The sequence below is a fragment of the Pseudidiomarina fusca genome, assembly GCF_032227045.1.
Taxonomy (GTDB): domain Bacteria; phylum Pseudomonadota; class Gammaproteobacteria; order Enterobacterales; family Alteromonadaceae; genus Pseudidiomarina; species Pseudidiomarina fusca.
Genome location: NZ_JANFPJ010000014.1, coordinates 20,980 through 40,709 on the forward strand (window position 1 = coordinate 20,980; position 19,730 = coordinate 40,709).

Annotated in this window: 20 protein-coding genes; 7 read left to right on the top strand and 13 right to left on the bottom strand. The window is 51.0% G+C overall.

Going from position 1 to position 19,730, the window contains the following annotated elements; genetic code table 11:
* Positions 1 to 17: 17 nt before the first annotated feature.
* The 5 genes from NOG12_RS08455 to folE2 all read right to left on the bottom strand — a co-directional run bounded on the left by NOG12_RS08455 (position 18) and on the right by folE2 (position 4,860).
* The gene (locus tag NOG12_RS08455; RefSeq protein ID WP_313932976.1) at positions 18 to 683 is read right to left on the bottom strand and encodes an NAD(P)/FAD-dependent oxidoreductase; all 666 of its coding nucleotides are present in this window, start codon (positions 681 to 683) and stop codon (positions 18 to 20) included.
* A 2-nt stretch (positions 684 to 685) separates the two neighbouring features.
* Positions 686 to 1,246: a GNAT family N-acetyltransferase gene (locus tag NOG12_RS08460; protein ID WP_153826387.1), complete on the bottom strand. Its 561-nt coding sequence runs from the start codon at positions 1,244 to 1,246 to the stop codon at positions 686 to 688.
* Positions 1,247 to 1,396: 150 nt separating this feature from the next.
* A complete protein-coding gene (gene ahcY / locus NOG12_RS08465) occupies positions 1,397 to 2,761 on the bottom strand; it encodes an adenosylhomocysteinase (protein WP_313932977.1) in 1,365 nt (454 codons plus the stop codon).
* Between the two features lie 49 nt (positions 2,762 to 2,810).
* The gene (locus NOG12_RS08470; protein WP_313932978.1) at positions 2,811 to 3,827 is read right to left on the bottom strand and encodes an adenosine kinase; all 1,017 of its coding nucleotides are present in this window, start codon (positions 3,825 to 3,827) and stop codon (positions 2,811 to 2,813) included.
* A 94-nt stretch (positions 3,828 to 3,921) separates the two neighbouring features.
* The gene (gene folE2 / locus NOG12_RS08475) at positions 3,922 to 4,860 is read right to left on the bottom strand and encodes a GTP cyclohydrolase FolE2 (RefSeq protein WP_228759493.1); all 939 of its coding nucleotides are present in this window, start codon (positions 4,858 to 4,860) and stop codon (positions 3,922 to 3,924) included.
* A gap of 171 nt (positions 4,861 to 5,031) precedes the next feature.
* Between folE2 and NOG12_RS08480 the strand changes: the two genes are divergently transcribed.
* Positions 5,032 to 5,373: an Hpt domain-containing protein gene (locus NOG12_RS08480; RefSeq protein ID WP_313932979.1), complete on the top strand. Its 342-nt coding sequence runs from the start codon at positions 5,032 to 5,034 to the stop codon at positions 5,371 to 5,373.
* Here NOG12_RS08480 and arcA read toward each other — a convergent pair.
* The 7 genes from arcA to mutH all read right to left on the bottom strand — a co-directional run bounded on the left by arcA (position 5,350) and on the right by mutH (position 12,213).
* Positions 5,350 to 6,108 (bottom strand): two-component system response regulator ArcA, encoded by a 759-nt coding sequence (arcA, locus tag NOG12_RS08485; RefSeq protein ID WP_110076689.1) that lies wholly within the window; start codon positions 6,106 to 6,108, stop codon positions 5,350 to 5,352. The genes NOG12_RS08480 and arcA overlap by 24 nt on opposite strands.
* A gap of 155 nt (positions 6,109 to 6,263) precedes the next feature.
* A complete protein-coding gene (locus NOG12_RS08490; RefSeq protein ID WP_313932980.1) occupies positions 6,264 to 7,910 on the bottom strand; it encodes an ATP-binding protein in 1,647 nt (548 codons plus the stop codon).
* Between the two features lie 13 nt (positions 7,911 to 7,923).
* A complete protein-coding gene (locus NOG12_RS08495) occupies positions 7,924 to 9,060 on the bottom strand; it encodes a class I SAM-dependent methyltransferase (RefSeq protein WP_313932981.1) in 1,137 nt (378 codons plus the stop codon).
* Positions 9,061 to 9,077: 17 nt separating this feature from the next.
* Positions 9,078 to 10,100, bottom strand: coding sequence for a succinylglutamate desuccinylase/aspartoacylase family protein (locus NOG12_RS08500; protein WP_110076686.1), 1,023 nt, complete (start codon positions 10,098 to 10,100; stop codon positions 9,078 to 9,080).
* Positions 10,101 to 10,133: 33 nt separating this feature from the next.
* Positions 10,134 to 11,039, bottom strand: a complete 906-nt coding sequence (gene rimK, locus NOG12_RS08505) for a 30S ribosomal protein S6--L-glutamate ligase (RefSeq protein ID WP_110076685.1) — start codon at positions 11,037 to 11,039, stop codon at positions 10,134 to 10,136.
* Positions 11,036 to 11,467, bottom strand: coding sequence for an ATP-dependent zinc protease family protein (locus NOG12_RS08510; RefSeq protein WP_313932982.1), 432 nt, complete (start codon positions 11,465 to 11,467; stop codon positions 11,036 to 11,038). The genes rimK and NOG12_RS08510 overlap by 4 nt, the downstream gene beginning before the upstream one ends.
* An 80-nt stretch (positions 11,468 to 11,547) precedes the next feature.
* Positions 11,548 to 12,213 carry a DNA mismatch repair endonuclease MutH gene (gene mutH / locus NOG12_RS08515; RefSeq protein WP_313932983.1) on the bottom strand — a complete coding sequence of 222 codons (666 nt, stop codon included), beginning with the start codon at positions 12,211 to 12,213 and terminating at the stop codon, positions 11,548 to 11,550.
* An 87-nt stretch (positions 12,214 to 12,300) separates the two neighbouring features.
* On the opposite strand from mutH, the gene rppH reads away from it, so the two are divergent.
* The 6 genes from rppH (at position 12,301) to tcdA (ending at position 18,511) form a co-directional block, all read left to right on the top strand.
* Positions 12,301 to 12,813 carry an RNA pyrophosphohydrolase gene (gene rppH, locus NOG12_RS08520; RefSeq protein WP_110076682.1) on the top strand — a complete coding sequence of 171 codons (513 nt, stop codon included), beginning with the start codon at positions 12,301 to 12,303 and terminating at the stop codon, positions 12,811 to 12,813.
* Positions 12,814 to 12,858: 45 nt separating this feature from the next.
* Positions 12,859 to 15,132, top strand: a complete 2,274-nt coding sequence (ptsP, locus tag NOG12_RS08525) for a phosphoenolpyruvate--protein phosphotransferase (protein WP_313933028.1) — start codon at positions 12,859 to 12,861, stop codon at positions 15,130 to 15,132.
* A gap of 34 nt (positions 15,133 to 15,166) precedes the next feature.
* Complete coding sequence (locus NOG12_RS08530; RefSeq protein ID WP_313932984.1) at positions 15,167 to 15,958, top strand: sulfite exporter TauE/SafE family protein; 792 nt, start codon at positions 15,167 to 15,169, stop codon at positions 15,956 to 15,958.
* 3 nt (positions 15,959 to 15,961) lie between these two features.
* On the top strand, positions 15,962 to 16,804 hold the full coding sequence (lgt, locus tag NOG12_RS08535) for a prolipoprotein diacylglyceryl transferase (protein ID WP_313932985.1): 843 nt from the start codon (positions 15,962 to 15,964) through the stop codon (positions 16,802 to 16,804).
* Complete coding sequence (locus NOG12_RS08540) at positions 16,801 to 17,652, top strand: thymidylate synthase (RefSeq protein ID WP_313932986.1); 852 nt, start codon at positions 16,801 to 16,803, stop codon at positions 17,650 to 17,652. The genes lgt and NOG12_RS08540 overlap by 4 nt, the downstream gene beginning before the upstream one ends.
* A gap of 70 nt (positions 17,653 to 17,722) precedes the next feature.
* Entirely contained in the window at positions 17,723 to 18,511 is a 789-nt protein-coding gene (gene tcdA / locus NOG12_RS08545) for a tRNA cyclic N6-threonylcarbamoyladenosine(37) synthase TcdA (protein WP_313932987.1), read from the top strand.
* 65 nt (positions 18,512 to 18,576) lie between these two features.
* On the opposite strand, the gene pgsW is transcribed toward tcdA, so the two are convergent.
* On the bottom strand, positions 18,577 to 19,728 hold the full coding sequence (gene pgsW / locus NOG12_RS08550; RefSeq protein ID WP_313932988.1) for a poly-gamma-glutamate system protein: 1,152 nt from the start codon (positions 19,726 to 19,728) through the stop codon (positions 18,577 to 18,579).
* Positions 19,729 to 19,730 lie beyond the last annotated feature (2 nt).

Below are 19,730 nucleotides of genomic sequence, written 5' to 3' on the forward strand. Positions count from 1 at the left end.
TAATTAACAATTAATAATTAACGATGAACATAGTAATAAAGCCGTTGGCCCAGTCGGCGAAACCGCGCGAATGGAAAGCGCGGTAACGCCGATTGATAAAACGGTAGTGCCGGTAGCTCAGCGCCCATGGCCAGCTGAGCTACCCGTTGCCCCGCTAACTGAGTAAAAGTCACGCCCGCCCCACAGTAACCCATGCTGGTAAAAACCCCTGGGCTTGGTGAATAAATCCGCGGGTAGTCATCCAAGGCGACACTCACCCAACCACTCCAAAAGTACTCGGCTTGAATACCACGCAAACAACTGAAGGTATCGGCCAAGGCGGCTAGTAAGTGCTCACGATAGCGCGGTTTATCCGCATCTTTGCCGGTAATGGCACCACGTCCGCCAAACAAGAGACGCTGATCTGGCAGTAATCTAAAATAATATTTCAGCGCTCGGGTATCCATTACCAAGCGTTGACTCGTCAGTTTGATGGTGGCTAGCTCGATTGGGGTTAGCGGCCGCGTCACCACCACACTCGATAACACCGGCAGGGTGCGTCCCTGAACACTTGGATGTAAGTTCTGGGCGCTGTAGCCATTGCTAGCAATAATCACTTTGGCGCAGCGAATGGTGCCCGCTGGCGTGGTGAGATGATGCTGTTGCTGCGGACCCGGACACGAATCATGAAGCGGGTCGTACATTATTATTTAAATCTCAAGATCATCTCGCCGGCGCTACAGTAACAAATACCGTCACACACCGGGCAGTGATAACCATCGTTGACGGATAAATCGTACCAACGCTTACCATGCTCTTCGATAAGCTCACCGCCGCAACGAGTAAAGTATTCAAAGGCAGCGTTATCTGGGCTTTGCATCCAAATGTGCGCCAAGCCGGCACGACAGCCAAGCTTCTTCGCTTCGTTAATGCTGCGCTCTAGCATACCGCGACCAATCCCAGCGCCGCGAATATCAGGATCCACCGCCACGCATTTAAAGTAGCACATCTGCTCAGGGGCCACCGGCCACTCTGCCGGTGTACAGTGGTCATCTAACTCCCAGTTACCCGGCGCAAAGGTCAATCGGATGCCCGCTAATTGGCCATCCACAAACGCCAACCAATTGAGGTTAATCCCATCTTTGATGCCACGCTCGGCATAATCGGCCAATGATTCATCGGTAAGATAATTATCACCATGAACCTTGTTGCCAAGTTCTATCACGGCGTCGAAATCAGCCGCGGTAAGTTGTTTATATGAAACCATAAATAGCTACCTTGCTAAGCAAGTAAATGTAAACTGCAGTTTAGCGCGCTAGTTTATCATTGTTTTTTTTCCTACGCCCAATCGCTCGATAAAAAAAGGCTGCCGTCCAGAACCTGAACGGCAGCCTGCAACAAATAAGCTTTAACTTGCTTAGTAACGGTAATCGTCAGATTTGAATGGCCCTTCAACCGTGACATGAATGTAGTCTGCTTGCTGCTGGGTAAGTTTGGTCATAACCCCACCAAAACCCTGCACCATGTAACGCGCTACTTCTTCATCTAACTGTTTAGGCAACACTTCTACCCGCAATTGTGCCGCCTTATCGGCAGCTGGCAAGTCAGCAAATTTCTCGCTGAACAAATGCATTTGCGCCAATACTTGGTTAGCAAAGCTGCCATCCATGATTCGGCTTGGGTGACCTGTGGCATTACCTAAATTCACCAAACGTCCTTCAGACAACAAGAGTAAGTGGTCACTAGCATCATCGCTACGATAGATTTTGTGAACCTGTGGCTTCACTTCTTCCCAGCGCCAGTTGTCACGCATAAACTTGGTATCAATTTCATTATCAAAGTGACCAATGTTACAGACCACAGCAGTTGATTTAAGCGCCGCTAACATGTGCTTGTCGCACACATTCACGTTACCCGTGGTGGTGACTAGCAAATCGGTGTTTTGTAACAAATCGCGGTTAATGCCATCAGCGCTGCCAGTGTTAACACCGTTCAGGTAAGGCGATACTACTTCGTAGCCATCCATACAGGCTTGCATCGCACAAATCGGGTCTACTTCAGTCACTTTAACAATCATGCCTTCTTGACGGAGGCTAGCGGCAGAACCTTTACCCACATCTCCGTAGCCAATAACTAACGCTTTTTTACCAGCCAACAAGTGATCAGTAGCGCGCTTAATGGCATCGTTTAAGGAATGGCGGCAGCCGTATTTGTTATCGTTCTTAGACTTGGTGACAGAGTCGTTGACGTTAATCGCAGGTACTTTCAGCTCACCATGCTTCAACATTTCTAACAAGCGATGCACACCGGTAGTGGTTTCTTCGGTAATACCATGAATCTTGTCTAGCATTTGTGGGTATTTTTGATGGATCAGCAAGGTTAAATCGCCGCCGTCATCAAGGATCATGTTGGCATCCCACAATTCACCGTTCTCGTGGCAAGTTTGCTCTAAACACCACTCGTATTCTTCTTCGGTTTCGCCTTTCCATGCAAATACTGGCACCCCAGCTGCTGCCATAGCTGCCGCAGCGTGGTCTTGGGTAGAAAAGATATTGCACGACGACCAGCGCACTTGTGCGCCTAATTCAATCAGAGTCTCAATCAACACAGCTGTTTGAATGGTCATATGGATACAACCAATAATACGCGCACCAGCCAGTGGCTTGCTATCCGCGTATTTGCGACGAATGGTCATCAAAGCTGGCATCTCTGTCTCAGCAATGGCAATTTCTTTGCGGCCCCAAGCGGCCAAATTAATATCTGCTACTTTGTAATCTTGCATGTAAAACCTCGTTAAAACCGCAAGCCCAAAGCTCACGGCGTTGTTGCCTTTACCCAGCGAATTCTGGTTGATGCTGTAATCGGATCAGCAGCTGTTGCTGGCGATCAGGGCTCAGGCGTGGGCCAAAATTAGAAACGACCTCAGCTGCGGCATGGCTTGCCAATAGTCCGCAAGCGGCTAGGCTATAGCCGCGGGTGATGCCGTACATCATAGCGCCGGCAAACATATCGCCAGCACCGTTGGTGTCGACTGCTTTAACCTTCACGCCAGGCACCGCTACTTGGCGGCTACCGTCGCCGAGTAGCGCACCGTCTTTACCTAAGGTAATAGCCACTAAATGAGCGCGCTGCTGCAATAGCTGCATGGCTTCTTGTACGTCATCAGTACCAGTTAGGATCCGTGCTTCTTCTTGATTGCAGAACATCACGTCTACGCCACCATCAAGAATGGCTTCGATGCCGTCACCAAAGTATTTCACCATGGCAGGATCGGAGCAGGTCATGGCAATCTTGGTACCGTTAGCACGCGCGATTTCTTTCGCCCGGGCAATGGCTTCTAGAGCAATCGGCGACGTCACCAAATAACCTTCAATATAAAGGTACTCGGCACGGGCAATGGCCGCTTCGTCTAATTCAGCTACGGATAAGTCGGCAGTGATACCTAGGTAGGTACGCATGGTGCGCTCGGCATCAGGCGTGACCATCACTAAACAACGACCGGTTTTGCCTTGGTGCTTCTGGCTGCCGGTGTTGGTGGTGATACCTACGGCTTCTAAGTCTTCGCAATAGAACTTACCGGCTTCGTCGTCGGCTACTTTGCAGCAATAAAAGGCTTTGCCACCAAATTGGGCAAAGCCCACTAAAGAGTTAGCAGCAGAGCCACCACCCGATTGTTTCTTTAATTCGCCGCGGTTAGCTAGTTCAGCGATTAAACGTTCTTGGTCGGCGTCTTCAATCAGCGTCATCATGCCTTTTTCGATCTGATGCTGCTGCAAAAACTCATCGGTTACTTCAAATTCTTGATCGACGAGCGCGTTGCCGATACCAACGATATCAATAGGTTCCATCTTGTCCTCAATCGGGCAGTCATGTAAGGTTCTAAAACAAAAAAATCCGGCCGCACAGTATACCGCAGCCGGATTGGTAGGTCGATATTTTGGCTTAAGCTTTAAAGCCGCCTGGGATACCTTTGGTGGTAATACTTACCGCATCATGCGCATGCAATGATTCGTAGTGGTTTACCCGAATCCAGAAGTCGGCAAACCCAGCGTGCTGATGCAATTCATGTTGTAAGCGCCGTGCGGCATCTTCACAGAACATCAGGTTTTGGCCATTGAGGCGGGCAAACTCTTGCTCATCTTCGCGTTTAACCGCTGCTTGAACCGGGGTTTTCAAGGCATCTTCAATGGCATCGATCAACATGATAATCGGCAACTCGTTGGCTTGCTCCGCTAAAGCTACTTTCACTTGGGCGATTGAGCGCTGGCTATGTGGGGTTGCCACGATACCTTGGGTGGTGCCTAACCAGCGATGTACTAACTCGGCATCAACCTCTTGCTCGGTGCCAAACTGCTCGGCAAAAGCTTCTTGAATTAATTGCCGCGCCAACGCTGCCGAACATGGGCAGGTAGACGAGTAGGGCACTTCAACGCTAAGCTCAAGCTGCAGGTTGCCATTATCGTAGCGACCAACTACAGTCACAGGATAGGCTTTCCAACCTTGCTTTTTGCTGATCAACGACTTGCGGCGTAAATGATAGTCAAAACTAAATTTTACATAGGCTTGATCGGCCAAACCTTCGTGACTATCAATAAAATCGTGCAATAATGTGCGCAACGATTGATGGCTTAACACATCGTTATTGGATAAATCTTCCAGTAACAGGTATAAACGAGACATGTGAATGCCTTTCGCTTTCGGATCGGTCAGATTCACAAAGGCATCAACGCGAGCGCTGACTGGGCGCTCTGGCTCGTTGGCGGCACCGACTACCAGCGGCATCTCGATGTTGCTCATGCCAACCCAATCAAGCTTACCCTCGGTTTGCGCGCGGGTTTGATTGGCGATATCTGGCATCATAGTAGGGGTTGCTGTTGGCATGCTGTACGGCTCCAAACGTTACAAATTAGCTGATGTACCCAAAAAGGGTCGGTATTATACTAGATTCAAGCTGATTACGGTAGTTTGCCATACTTGGTTCATTTTTTAGGTTAAACTTTATCGATTGGGGATATCGAAAATCCCATCCCATAACACAAGGAAGCGGACAAGATGTTAGACGAAAAATTACTCACGCAGTATCACGAGCTACTTGGCAACGAAGGCGTGCAAGAAATGTACGAAGCCTTTGCCAGCAATATTGGCGGTTATGTCGATTACCTCACCCGGCTGATCAAAGCCCGTGATGAAGAGCAAACCCGCTCGCAGGCGCACAAAGTTAAAGGCGCGTGTCGTACGCTTGGTTTACGCCAATTGGCGGCACACATGGAATGGCTGGAACGCGAAGAGTGGCACTGGGATCAAGTGGATGACATGTTGGCACAGTGGGTTTTAGAATTACCACTGCACCAACATCAACTACGTCACTGGTTAAAGGCTCGGGGAATTGAGTGACGGTTGTTCTAAATGTTTGATATTGACGTCGCCGACAAAACGGTAACCCTCACCATGAATGGTGGTGATTAAGTTTGGCGAGGTCGTATCACTTTCAAAGTGACGACGAATACGACGAATGGCAACATCAACGGTGCGGTCATTCGGACGTAATTCACGATCAAGCATCTTCTTAACTAAGGTTTCGCGGTCTAAAATTTTACCTGGGTTGGTCAGGAATAATTCCATTGCGCGGTACTCGCTCTTCGGTAACCGGAACATTTTACCATCCGGTGAGAACAAGCAGCGGCTATCGCTTTCAAGGCGCCAGCCATTAAAGTCGTACACAATACTGTCGTGACCAACGGCTTTCTGTTGGCTTTTCAAGGCTTCAATACGACGGTACAAGTTGCGTACGCGAATAATCAATTCTTTGGGGTTGTATGGCTTGATGAGGTAGTCATCAGCACCTAGCTCTAACGCCAGCAGGCGATCTTCTTCAGCATCACGGCCAGTTAAGAACACTAACCCGATGTTATCGTTTTCACGTAACTTTTCAGCAAGCTCGATACCGCTCTTGCCTGGTAGGTTCACGTCCATGATCACCAAATCGATTGCCTGACGCGCCATAATACGCTGCATTTGCATGCCGTCGGCAGCATCAAATACATCGTAGCCCTCTTGTTGGAACAAGCGGGTAAGAGTGTTTCGGGTGACAACTTCGTCTTCAACAATCAGTAGTCTTGCGCTCATAATGTCGGTCCAGGAATTCTGTTAACATGTGTTGAAATTTGGTAATAGGAAAATAGTGTAGCATGTAAATTAACATATCGCCCAATTTTTTTCGTACAGCTGTTCGATAATGCCAATCGAAATTTTCATCGGGCCTAATCGGCGCTAGCCAAATGTGTTTAATTAGCCACCAATTCAACCGGTATGGAAATTCTAAAAGCCGCACCGTGATTGGCAATCGGGTCGATTTCTATGGTCCCTTTTAAAACCTGATGCACCAGGTTATACACCAAATGCATGCCTAAGCCGGTCGCACCTTGGCCACGTTTACTGGTTACAAACGGCTCAAAGATATGACCACTAATAGACTCAGGAATTCCCTCGCCATTATCACGATAGTGGATCAGTAGCCGGCCACTATGGTTGCTGCTGCTGTTATCCGGTACAAAACTGAAATGGAGGTGAATGTGTGGGTTTTCAACTGTATGAAAAGCATGCTGTGCAGAATTTTGGAATAGCTGTGAAATCACCGAGGCTAGCGGGCCGGCCAAACAACGCACGGTAAGTTGCGCCGACACGTCAATCACAATGTGCACCCGGTCTAATTCTGGATAGCGGCTATGCAACTGCTGCAAAATGTCTTGGCTGAAGCTACCTAGGGTAATCGCCCGCTCTGAATCACTGTACTGCTCTAGCCCTAACTGCTGGAAGGCATTCACAATATCAGCGGTACGACCGAGGTTGCGAGTTACCAATTCTAAGTTTTCCGTAAACGAGGTTAAAAAGTGCTGCATGTCGTCGCTCGTCAGCTTTTTCTCGTTGAACTTAGTCGCAAGGGCCTCCAGCTTGTCTTGCAAAATAGAACTGGACGTCACCGCCAAACCCACCGGTGTGTTCATCTCGTGGGAGATCCCTGAAATCAGGCGACCAAGCGATTGCATTTTGCGTGCCTCAACAATCTCATGCTGATACTGATGCAGCTCATCTACCACATCGGTTAGATCTTGGTTGGCCGCGCGCAGCTGTTGCGTGCGTACCTCAACCTGGCGTTCAAGCTCTTTATTGAGTTCGCTAGCGCGCTGCTCGGCAATATCTTGTTTTTCGATATGCTGCTGAATGCGCTCTAACAGTGAGTTAAAAGCGTGGCTCACTTGGTCTAATTCCGCCAACTGCACTTCGGCTAACTTAGAGCTGTAGTCGCGATTACGGGCAATGGCGTTGATATCAGCTACCATGCTATCCAAGGGCTGGGTAATACGGCGGCGCAACCACAGGCTTAAGGTCCAGCTCAGGGCAAAGCCCGCTGAGATAGCCGCTAGAGTGAGCCCGGTGCTCAGTGCTATGGCATGATCTAGCTCACTGCGCGAACTGCGTAAATAAACGTAACCGAGTAACTTGCCATCCAGCATGATGGGCTTAGCAAATTCATAATAACGCTCGCTTCGTACCGGCTGTGACAGCTCTTGGGCGCGGTCATAACGCACCGGGATCGGACTGCTTTGCTCGGCGTAAAAGCTCGCAAAAAACGTCAAACTTTCGCTGATAGGCTCAAATTTATAGACATGTACATGCTGCACCAAAGGCAGATAGGTGAGGCTGGTTAGCCAAGTATCGGCTTGTTCCGGCTGCGCAAAAACCAGCGCCGGGGTAACATTACGCTCCACATAAGCCACCAAATTACGCGTGTCTTGGCGAAGGTTTTGGTCAATATCACGAACATACATCAAACTAAGGGTTACACTAGCAACCGCCACCAATAAGGTGGTGATGAGAATCACCAGTTGCGTGACGCTGCGTTTGATGGAGCCGATCTGATAATTGACCATAATAAACTAACCGCTATTGCCACTGCCGCTGGCGTGGTTTGCGCTGACGGCTAGCTGCAGGTGCTGGTTTGGGCTTGCTGGGGCTGGCGCGGCGCACGGATTTAATCGCCTTGTAGACGGCAAACTTATTATCTTGGGCAACCCGTTCGCAATGGCCAAAAGCTTGCTCTATCAGCTCTGGCCAAGGTAAGAAGCGGTTCGCCACCACCCACAACTCACCGCCTTGACACAAATGCTGATTCACCTGCTGTAAAAACTGCTGGCCAATACTGTAATCCGTGGCTGTGCCCGTGTGGAAAGGTGGATGGCTTACCACATAGTTAAAGCCATGCTTAAAACTGGGCTCTTTGCTAGCAGCCGTTAAGCTATCAGCGGCAATCAAATGGCCCTTCAGCTGGTTGCTACGCAGGGTTTCAGCACAGGCGGCCAAGGCCATTGCGCTGACATCCAAATAACTCACCTCTAACTGCGGTTGTGCTTGTTGCAGCACAGCTCCTAACACGCCATGACCACAGGCAAAGTCAAGCACCCGGCCGTGACTGATGCGGGGCAAATGCTGCAGCAGCATAGCGCTACCTTCATCAATGCTCGGAAACGCAAACACCCCAGGTAAACTAGCTAAAGTTAATGGCGCTTGCTCAGCCGCGCCCTGATAATCCGTATAAACCAGGTAATCAGCTAGCTCAAACTGGGCGAGTGGCTCACTGATTTGACAGTGCAGCAACAGCGAGTGATTTCCATTAGCGACCTTATGCGCGGCTGTAACTGACGCTGGTAAGTTCTTATGAATGCTTTTGATACCACCACGATTTTCACCAACCAACCAAATATCAGTGCTGACTGGGAACAAAGCTCGCAGCGCATCGAGCAGAAACAGTGTCAGGGCCTTTTCTTTAGGTAACCAAACCAACGCAGCTGCGGCAGCTGGCACGTCCGTCAACGACGGTGGTTGCGCGCCAAAATGCTGAGCCACGTGCGGTTGCTGGGCCTGCCATTGCGCTGCATAACCAGCATGTAAATGCCATACCCCCGCTACGTTAAGTTCGCTCGCCACACTGGCATCAGGAGCGTTAACTAGCAACAAGGGTTGCTGAGTAAACTGCTGCTGTTGGCGCAGAACAAGTTGTGAGGGTGGCTGCAATGCCTGCATAAGTTTCTTACTCGCGGTTAAATGGGCTTCTGCGCATAGGCTTCAGCAAAAACATCAACGTTTTCGCTGGCATGCTCAATCACTTCACTGTCAAATTGCGCCACATTAAACAGCGCCTCGCCTTCATTAGCCACCGGGATGTTACTAATACCAATCACGATGCCATGATAGGGGCTTTTAATCGCATGCAGCTCTTCGCCGTGGGGGTTTACAGTTTGCGCAATCACTTGGCCCTTGGTAATGGTTTGGCCCAATTCAATTTTAGGGATCACCAAGCCATCGTATTCGTTGCGCACCCAGCCACTGCGATGGGCCACCACCGGCCGTACTTTTTTACGACTGCGCCGACCTTTTAGCATCTTTAACGACTTCATCACGTTCTGCACGCCGGTTACCCCGGCTTTTATGGCTGCATAGTCAAACCGCAGAGCCTCACCGGCTTCGTATAGAATCAGCGGAATACCAAGTTCTGTGGCCAGAGAGCGCAACGAACCATCGCGTTCTTTTGAGTGCAAGATCACCGGCGTACCAAAGGCCTCAGCCATATCTAGCGCTTCAGCGTTATCGGTATCGACGCGAATTTGTGGCAAGTTGCTACGGTGAATGGCGCCGGTATGCAAATCAATAATATGGGTGGCGTTTTGTACCAGCATTTCGTTAAACAAGAAGGCTAGCCGACTACCTAAAGCCCCCCGCTCAGAGCCTGGAAAACAGCGATTCAAGTCGCGTCTATCAGGCAGGTAACGTGACTGCTGAATAAAGCCAAATACATTCACCACCGGCACAATAATCACGGTGCCGGCTAATTCTTTAGCATCTAAAATGCCCATCAAGCGTCGGCATACTTCAATGCCGTTCAGCTCATCGCCATGAATGGCGGCACAGACCAACAAGCAAGGGCCCGGCTTAACGCCATGAAACACCTCAGCATGCAAATCCATCGGGGTATCGTTGTAGAGTCGAGCGGCTGGGATTTTGACGCTATGGCGCGAGCCCGGAGCTATTTTTTTGCCAGCTAATTCAAACGAGCGTTGTTTCATGCAGAAACCCTAAGTCAAAAGGCGGGAGCGGACTTAGCCGCGCCCCTTGGTACGAGTTTTATTGACTGCTGCGTTTTTTTCAATAAACGAAATAATCTGGTCAGCAACATCTTTGCCAGTGGCCGCTTCAATCCCTTCTAGCCCAGGCGACGAGTTCACTTCCATCACCAACGGACCATGGTTAGAGCGTAAAATATCCACACCCGCGACATTTAAGCCCATGGTTTTCGCTGCTTTAACCGCAGTAGCACGTTCAGCAGGAGTTAATTTAACTAAGCTGGCGGTACCACCTCGGTGTAAGTTAGAACGAAACTCACCGGCTTTGGCTTGGCGCTTCATGGCGGCAATTACTTTATCGCCAATCACAAAGCAGCGAATATCCGCACCACCTGCTTCTTTAATGTACTCTTGCACCATAATGTGCGATTCCAAGCCCATAAAGGCTTCAATCACGCTCTCAGCCGCTTGCCGGGTTTCAGCTAATACCACGCCAATACCTTGGGTGCCTTCCAGTAACTTAATCACCAGCGGGGCGCCACCCACCATGTCAATTAAATCAGGAATATCTTGCGGCTGACTAGCAAAGCCGGTGGTTGGTAAGCCAATGCCTTTACGGCTTAACAGCTGTAACGAGCGCAGCTTGTCGCGGCTACGAGAAATCGCCACGCTTTCGTTGAGCGGGTACGTGCCAATCATTTCAAACTGACGCAGTACCGCAGTACCAAAGAAAGTAATCGAGGCCCCGATGCGCGGAATCACCGCATCGTAGGTCGGCAAATCCTTACCCTTCATGTGAATTGACGACTCGCGTGCGTTGATGTTCATGTAACAGCGCAGGGGGTCGAGCACATCCACAGTGTGGCCACGCAGTTCGGCGGCTTCAATGAGGCGGCGCGTTGAATATAATTTGGCGTTACGCGATAGTATGGCAATTCTCATGCGGTGGCTCCAGGCTGGCCAAGTAAATAAGATTTATCAGGGTCGACAACAAAATGGCCGCGCATGGCTTGGCGGCCTAATAGCATTCTAAACTTCATGGTGTCGCGATTGGTTAGGGTTAATTCTACCGGGGCATCGAAGTTGCCCGCGTGCAGGCGCGTTAAAATAACATAGCGCATCTCGGTATGACCACCAGAATCTGTGACTTCGCGTTGGTCATGAATTTTGGCTTCGCAAACCAATTCACGGTCGCTGTGCTGCTCGGGATGCAACCAAATTCGCAGCCATTCTTCACCTTGATTGCTGAAAGGTTCTAACCTAAACGCATGCAAACAAGACGTCCGTGCGCCTGTGTCTACTTTCATTTTAATCGCACTAATGCCCAGCTCCGGCAGTGCTCCCCACTCTCGCCAACCGAGTGTATCCATGAAAATTTCCTTCTCTGCTGCTGCATATACTCAGCAGTTTATCATTGTTTGCTAAATTTTTTGCTAATTAACGTACAGAATTAAAGTGCAAACGTGCGTTGAATGATCTGTTCGGTAAATTGGGTTTTTAAATAAAAGCCCCGCGGTAACGTCTGAATGAGCTCGCCCCCAGGACCAATCGCATCCGTCAACACCCGGCTATTGGCGGCTTTCGGTCGTAATTGCAGCACTTGCCCTTGGTGTGCCGTGATACTTTCCACTTGGCCTAGGGCAATGCGGTCCATGTGTTCCTGCCAATCTTGTTGCAACAAGTGTTCTTCTGCAGCAGTAGGCTGCCACAAAAAAGCCGTACCAATGCAGCGTTGCGCGAGCGGGACCTCGCGCCGGCCATCAATCGGAATCCACAGCACGCATTGTAATTTGTTGCGCACATTACTGTCGGCCCAAGTTAATCCGGTCACCTGAGTTAGCGGTGTGGTGCAAACAAAGGTGGTCTCGAGTGGCTTGCCAGCAGCATTAAGCGGAATGGTTTTAAGCTCCACGCCTAGCTCCGGAAAGTCTTGTAACGCCTGTGAACCGGCGCTTGCACCTAAGGCCGCCTCTAATAATTGTCCGACCCAACCCTTGTTACGGCGTAAGTCGGCCGGCACAGTCAAACCATGCGCTGCAGCCACTTCGGCAAAGCTATATCCGGCCAAGGCGCTGGCCTTTTCGAAGAGTTGTTTTAAATCCATTGTTGTTGCCATGGCGCGTATGCGGTACCTTATTTCTTTTAATATTAGCGTGATTATGGAAAAATCTATTCCATAAGTCGAATTTATGAGGGCGCTCGCGTGATAGACGCTGAAGGATTTCGCGCCAACGTGGGAATCATCATCTGTAATGAGCACGGTCAGGTGTTTTGGGCACGGCGGTTGGGCCAGCATAGTTGGCAGTTTCCGCAAGGTGGAATAGATGACGGCGAAAATGCTGAACAAGCTATGTACCGTGAACTCTGGGAAGAAGTCGGATTAAAACCCGAACAAGTAGAGATTGTCTACACCAGTCGCCATTGGTTCCGTTATCGTTTACCCAAACGATTGGTTCGTAAAGAGCAGCGGCCAACCTGTATTGGGCAAAAGCAGAAATGGTTTTTACTGCGGTTAAAATGTCAGGATAAAGATGTTGATGTGATGCAATCGTCGCATCCAGAATTTGATGGTTGGCGGTGGGTCAGTTATTGGTACCCAGTGCGACAAGTGGTGTCTTTTAAGCGCGATGTTTACCGCCGCGTGATGAAAGAATTTGCCCCTTTTGCCTTGGCCCCGTCAGCCAAGAAACCTCGGCCAGCGCGCCGCCGTCGGTAGGCGTCGGCTGCTCCGAAACAAGTACGAAGGCCGCTTATGCCAACCATGTTGCGTGATTTACAACGTATCGTTGAAGCTGTGAATCAAGCGCCAGACTTTGAGCTGGCGCTACGTACCATGGTGCGCCAAATTAAAGCGGCGCTGGATACGGATTCTTGTACCGTCTATGTAGCTGATCACGACCAGCAAATGTTCGTGATGGCGGCCACAGATGGGCTCGAAATCCGCTCCGAAACCCCGATTAAAATTGCCTTTGGCGAAGGTGTGATCAGCTTGGCGGCCCGGCGCGAAGAGCCGCTCAACTTTGCCGATGCGAGCAGCCATCCAGCTTTTATTCATATCCCGGAAGTGATTGAATCCCAATACAAAGCCATGTTGGCTGCGCCTGTGATTCATCGGCGTCGGGTGTTAGGCGTGGTGGTGGTGCAACAACATCAAGCGCGCGCCTTTACCAGCGATGAAGAAGCCTTTGTGGTGACCTTAGCGGCTCAGCTAGCGGCGGTTATTGCCCATGCTGAAGCCAAAGGTTTGTTGCATCAGTTTAAACAATCGCCCTGGCTAGAAACCTTTAAAGGCCATCCGGCCGCGCCCGGGGTAGCCATGGGTGAAGCCTATGTGGTGACGCCGCTGGCTCGCTTAAGTGAAGTCACGCCCAAGCGTACCGATATGCCGGAGCACGAAGTACGGCGCTTTCGCTCGGCCGTAGCCCGTACCCGGCAAGAGCTCAACGAACTCAGCGAACGCATGAAGCATCAAGTCGCCGAAGAATCTTTGGCGATTTTTGAGGTCTATCACGCCATGCTCGATTCGGCCTCGCTGGGACAAGAAGTTGAGCAAACCATCAACGAAGGTTGGCGTGCGCAAACGGCGCTAAAAAAAGTCGTTGAGCAGCTCGTAGAACAGTTTGAAAACCTCGATGACGACTACATTCGTGAACGAGCCAGCGATGTTCGTGATCTGGGTCAGCGTATTTTGTCGCACCTGCAAGATCGCAGTCGCCGCCATCTTGAAACGCCAGCCAAATGCATCTTGGTGGCCGATGATGTTACCGCCACCATGCTGGCCGAACTTCCTCATAGCGACATTATTGCCATGGTTGGGGTACGCGGTTCAGGCAACTCCCATGCCGCCATCATGGCGCGCAGCATGGGCATCCCGGCAGTCTTAGGCTTAGCCGATTTAGACATCAGTGAGCTAGGTGGGCAAACTCTGATCGTGGATGGCTACAACGGCGATGTGTTTGTTAATCCGCCTTTGCAAGTGGAGCAGGAATATCAATTGCTGGCCGACGAAGAGCTAGCGTTGCGGCAAAAAGTGATGCAAGGCCGCCATTTGCCGGCTGAAACCACCGATGGCGTACGGGTACAATTGCAACTGAATGTCGGCCTGAACACCGAGCGGGATTGGCTCAGTGAGTTGAACGTGCAAGGGGTGGGCCTGTACCGCACTGAAATTCCTTTTATGATGCAAGAGCGTCTGCCCACAGAACATGAACAAGTGGCTTTGTACGGACAGGTACTCGAACAATTTCGTGGTGCCCCGGTAGTGATGCGCACCCTTGATGTGGGCGGCGACAAACCTCTGCCGTATTTGCCTATGAGCGAAGAGAACCCGTTCTTGGGCTGGCGCGGCATCCGTATGACCTTAGACCACCCTGATATTTTCTTGGTGCAGATCAGGGCCATGCTGAGAGCCTCCGTAGGGCGCAACAACTTACGTATTTTATTGCCGATGATCACCAGCGCCGACGAAGTCGATGAAGCCGTGCGAATGATTCATCAGGCTTACCACGAAGTGGCAGAAGAGCTAGAATGCAGTGTGGACGAACAACTCTATCAGCCGCAAATTGGGGTGATGATAGAAGTGCCAGCGATGATTTATCAGTTGCATTTAGTGGCTGACAAAGTGGACTTTTTCTCGGTCGGCACCAATGATTTAACGCAGTACATGCTGGCGGTGGATCGCAATAATTCGCGGGTAGCAGATTTATACGATACCTATCATCCGGCGGTACTGCATGCGCTGCAGCAAATTGCTCTACGCTGCCAAGAGCTGAATAAACCGCTATCTGTGTGTGGTGAATTTGCTGGCGAGCCAGGTGGCGCCATCTTGCTATTAGCCATGGGCTATCGCAATTTAAGCATGAATAGCTACAACATTGATCGCATTCGCTGGATAATAAGGCACATAGCTGCGGCCGATTTGCCCGAGTTGTTGCGCCAAGTGCTGGCCGCTCGCAGCCCCCAACAGGTGCGGAAACGGGTTATCTTAGCCCTAGAAAATGCAGGCTTAGGCGGCTTTGTTCGCGCTGGTGCGTAACGCGCAAGTTCAAGTTAAAAACTAAGGAGCACGAGTGTTACTAACAGGCTGGTTATGGTGTTTAGCCGGAGGCATGGTGGCAGGCTTATTAGCCGGCATGCTGGGTATTGGCGGCGGCCTGGTGATAGTTCCTTTACTGATTTATTTGCTGCCGATACTCGGCGTTGCCCCTGATTTAGTGGTGCAAATGGCGGTGGCAACCTCGCTCGCCACCATCGTTATGACCACCTCCAGTTCAGCCCGCTCGCATCTCAAGCATGGCCAAGTCAGCTGGTTTTGGGTACGGCGCTTAATTCCGGGGTTGATGGTAGGGGCGGTTATCGGCGCTTGGCTAGCCACCTTACTGAAACCCGAATGGCTGCAACGTATATTTGCGGTGGTGCTGATGCTGCTTTCCATCCGCATGTTGATTCCACAGCGCGGCGGTGAGCCTCTTACCGACGTGTCTAAGCGCTTGATGGCAGTCATTGCCACCGCCATGGGCACTTTATCGGCGCTGGTTGGTATCGGCGGTGGCTCGCTTACTGTGCCGCTGTTACAACGTTTACGAGTGCCTATTCGACAAGCCATCGCTGTATCATCGGTGGGTAGTTTAAGCATCGGCGTGAGTGCCGCACTGGCGTTTATTATTTTGGGGCAACAGCTAGACAATGCCCATGGCTTGCTAGGGTATGTGCATGTGCAGGCGTGGCTGGCAATATCGATAACCTCGATGCTGTGCGCTCCGCTGGGCGCGCATCTAACCCAAAAGCTGCCGGTCAAACATCTGCAGCGCGGGTTCGCCATTTTCTTAGTCATTATTTCGTTAAAATTAGTCATAGGATAATTTATGTCATCCGAAGTTTTGCACCACCCTTACATCGACCCCATCATTGTTAGTGTTGGGCCTTTAGATTTGCGTTGGTACGGGCTGATGTACTTAGTGGGCTTTTTGTTTGCTTGGTGGTGGGGCAATCGCCAATGCAGAATGTCTCATTATGCCGCCCAAGGTTGGACCGAACAGCGTTTCAGTGATTTACTGTTTTGGGCCTTCATGGGCGTGATTATCGGTGGTCGAGTGGGCTATGTGATTTTCTATCAGTGGGCCTACTTTGTTGATAACCCACTGTATTTATTTGATATCACCAGTGGCGGCATGTCGTTCCATGGCGGTTTACTGGGGGTGATTACGGTCTTGTGGATTTTCGCCAAACGCAGTCAGCAGAGCCTGTTGGCTATTGGTGATTTTGCTGCGCCGCTGGTGCCCGTTGGGTTGGGGGCAGGACGCATCGGTAACTTTATTAATGGCGAGCTCTGGGGGCGCGTCAGTGATGTGCCGTGGGCCATGGTGTTTCGCGGTGCCGGTGACTTACCACGGCATCCGTCGCAGCTGTATCAAGCCGCTCTCGAAGGCCTGTTGCTGTTTGTGGTGCTGGCGCTGTTCAGCCGCAAACCTCGCCCTACCGGTGCCATTGGTGGCCTCTTTTTAGTGGGGTACGGGTTAGCCCGCTTCGTGGTGGAATATGCCCGCCAACCCGATGAGCATCTTGGCTACCTCGCCTTTGGTTGGTCGATGGGACAATGGCTAAGCGCGCCTATGGTGCTGGCCGGCGTCGGCTTAATGATCTATGCCTATCGTGCGGGTGCAGGTACCAGTGCCAGTGCTAGCAAGAGCAAAGGAGCAAACCGATGAGACAGTACCTCGATTTGTGCCAACGTATTGTCGATGAGGGCGTTTGGGTCACCAACGAGCGTACCGGCAAACGCTGCCTCACGGTCATCAATGCGGATTTAAACTATCGCGTTGATCTGAATCAGTTACCCTTAATTACCACCCGCAAAAGCTATTGGAAAGCGGCGATTGCGGAGCTGCTTGGCTATTTGCGCGGGTATTCCAGTGCCGCTGATTTTCGCGCCTTAGGTGCACCAACTTGGGATGCCAACGCGAATGAAAACCAAGCCTGGCTCAACAACCCTCATCGTCGTGGTACCGACGACATGGGGCGAGTGTATGGGGTACAAGGCCGAGCGTGGGCGAAGCCCGATGGGGGCACGGTGGACCAACTGCGTAAAGTGGTGGATAACCTCAGCAAGGGCTTAGATGATCGCGGCGAAATTATCAGTTTTTATAACCCCGGTGAATTTGACTACGGTTGCCTGCGCCCATGCATGCACACCCACAATTTTTCGCTGTTAGGCGACACCTTGTATCTCACTAGCTATCAGCGCTCGTGCGATGTGCCACTGGGGCTAAACTTTAACCAAGTACAGGTGTTTACGTTGCTGGCTCTTATGGCGCAAATTACCGGCCATAAACCGGGCATTGCTTACCATAAAATTGTGAACGCACACATTTACGAAGACCAGTTGCAACTGATGCGCGATGTGCAGCTCAAGCGCGAACCTTTTGCCTCGCCGCAACTGCGCATTAACCCAGACATCAAAAGCCTTGAAGATCTCGAAACCTGGGTCACCCTGGATGATTTCGCCGTCGAAGGCTATCAATGTCATCCCCCCATCCAGTATCCATTCAGCGTCTAAGGCCGGCAACGTCGGTCTTGGCTAATAGCTAATAGCTAACACGCCATTTGCTTGTCACAGGAGATCAGCATTGAGTAAGCAACGATTTTCAGGAATTCAGCGGGTGTATGGCCAGCAGGCTACTAACCACTTCAGTGAGCAACATATCGCTGTGGTTGGGCTGGGCGGAGTCGGCTCGTGGGCGGTTGAAGCCTTAGCTCGCAGTGGCGTAGGGCAGTTAACCCTGATTGATTTGGACGATGTTTGTATCACCAATATCAATCGCCAATTGCCGGCGCTTACCAGTACCGTCGGGCAGCTCAAAACGGAAGTGTTAGCAGCCCGGGTACGGGAGATTAATCCTGACTGCCAAGTGCATATCATCGATGACTTTTTAACCGCTGACAATCTTGAAACATGCTTGGGTGGTAGCGTGACCGGCGTGCTGGATGCCATCGATAGTGTGACCGTCAAGGCGGCCATGATTGCTTGGTGTAAGCGGCGCAAATTGCCTCTGGTGACTTGCGGTGGCGCCGGAGGCCAAGTGGATCCGAGCCAAGTAACGTCCGCTGATGTGGCCAAAGCCACGCAAGATCCCTTGCTCGCCAAGGTGCGCTCTATGTTGCGCCGTAATTACAACTTCTCGAAGAATCCTAAACGCAGTTTTGGTGTTACTGCGGTCTATTCCACCGAGCAGCTACGCTATCCCACCATCCTTGCGGATGGCAGCCAAGAATGGTCGCATGCTAAACCTGGCGCTGGCAGTATGCGCATGGATTGCAGTACCGGCTTTGGCGCTGCCATGCCAGTTACCTGCACCTTTGCGATGCATGCAGTCGCTTTATTGCTCAATAAATTAGCCACCAAAGCCAAGGCTTAAGGCGGCTAACCAAACTTCCTGAACACGAACTAACGGCTTACACCATTCAGTTTAAACCATTCAGTTTACACCATAGGACGCACACTCTTACCATCTTCACCAGTGCGTTGGAACACGCTGTTGATTCGTGCGCTGCGGACAATCAGCCAAGTTAAGCCAAACAAACCAAGGCCTAACACCGCCGCCAACCAACGCCGATAAGTGGTGGCATTATAGACCCCGCCATTACCTACAGCGACGGGCTCGAGTGGCGCCAACGGCAAGTTATAGCGCTCAGCTAAGCCTTTGATACCAATCATATGGATACCCGGCGTGCCTTCGCGAATAAAGTGTCCCATTACGGTTTCTACCGCAAAAGCGCGCGCTGGAGCATCGTAAATCAGCCCTGATTTAAACTGATCATCAATCCCTGGCGGGCCCACGATGGTGGCACCACCACCAACGTTAATAAAGGCTTTGTACTTCTCACCTTCAGCGTATTCACGAAACAGGGCAACGCGTTCAGCAACGGCTTCTTGGTAATCTTGTGGCTCTAATAACGGAATATCAGCGCGATCGATACTTTGTTTGATCAGCGCAATCCCCTCTGCCGACAGATCCACACCACGGTCCTCTACGCCACCGATAGATACTGCAATAGGTTTTAACGAGAGCTTGCCGCGTTGGCGTAGCTCGCGTTCCATATCAATCCAGAGCAAGCCCGGCACGTTCGCACCCCATTGTGAAGACGAAGCCGAAGCAATGATGACCGGCTCGGCACCAATCGCTTCGATAGCTGAATACACCGCAAGGTTCATGGCCGGAAACGAGCCAGATACGGTCACCGCCACCTTGTCGCCTTGTTCAACGCCGGCTTGCTTCATCAACTTCACCGCCACTGCCGCCCAGTTCGGGTTAATGGTGGTTTGTTTGCTTTCACGGCCACCACGAGTAGTGGTTACCGGGCTGGTCGATACCCCAATCAAGCCAGAACGCTGCGGATCAAATTCCGGATTAATCGGTTCACGCTGGGCCCGAATCGGTTGCAAGGTATCCATGGCATCACGCATGATGCGAGCTGCAGTAACCATGGTGGTGTAGTTTTCTTCTACCACGGGGTCGCGCTGCTGCAGCTTTTCTGCCACCAAAAAGGCAGATAATGCAGCAATCGTCAGAAACACTAAACCCCAGGTAGGTACGCCACTAGAGCGCCAATAAATTTTGGTATAATTCGCCATCT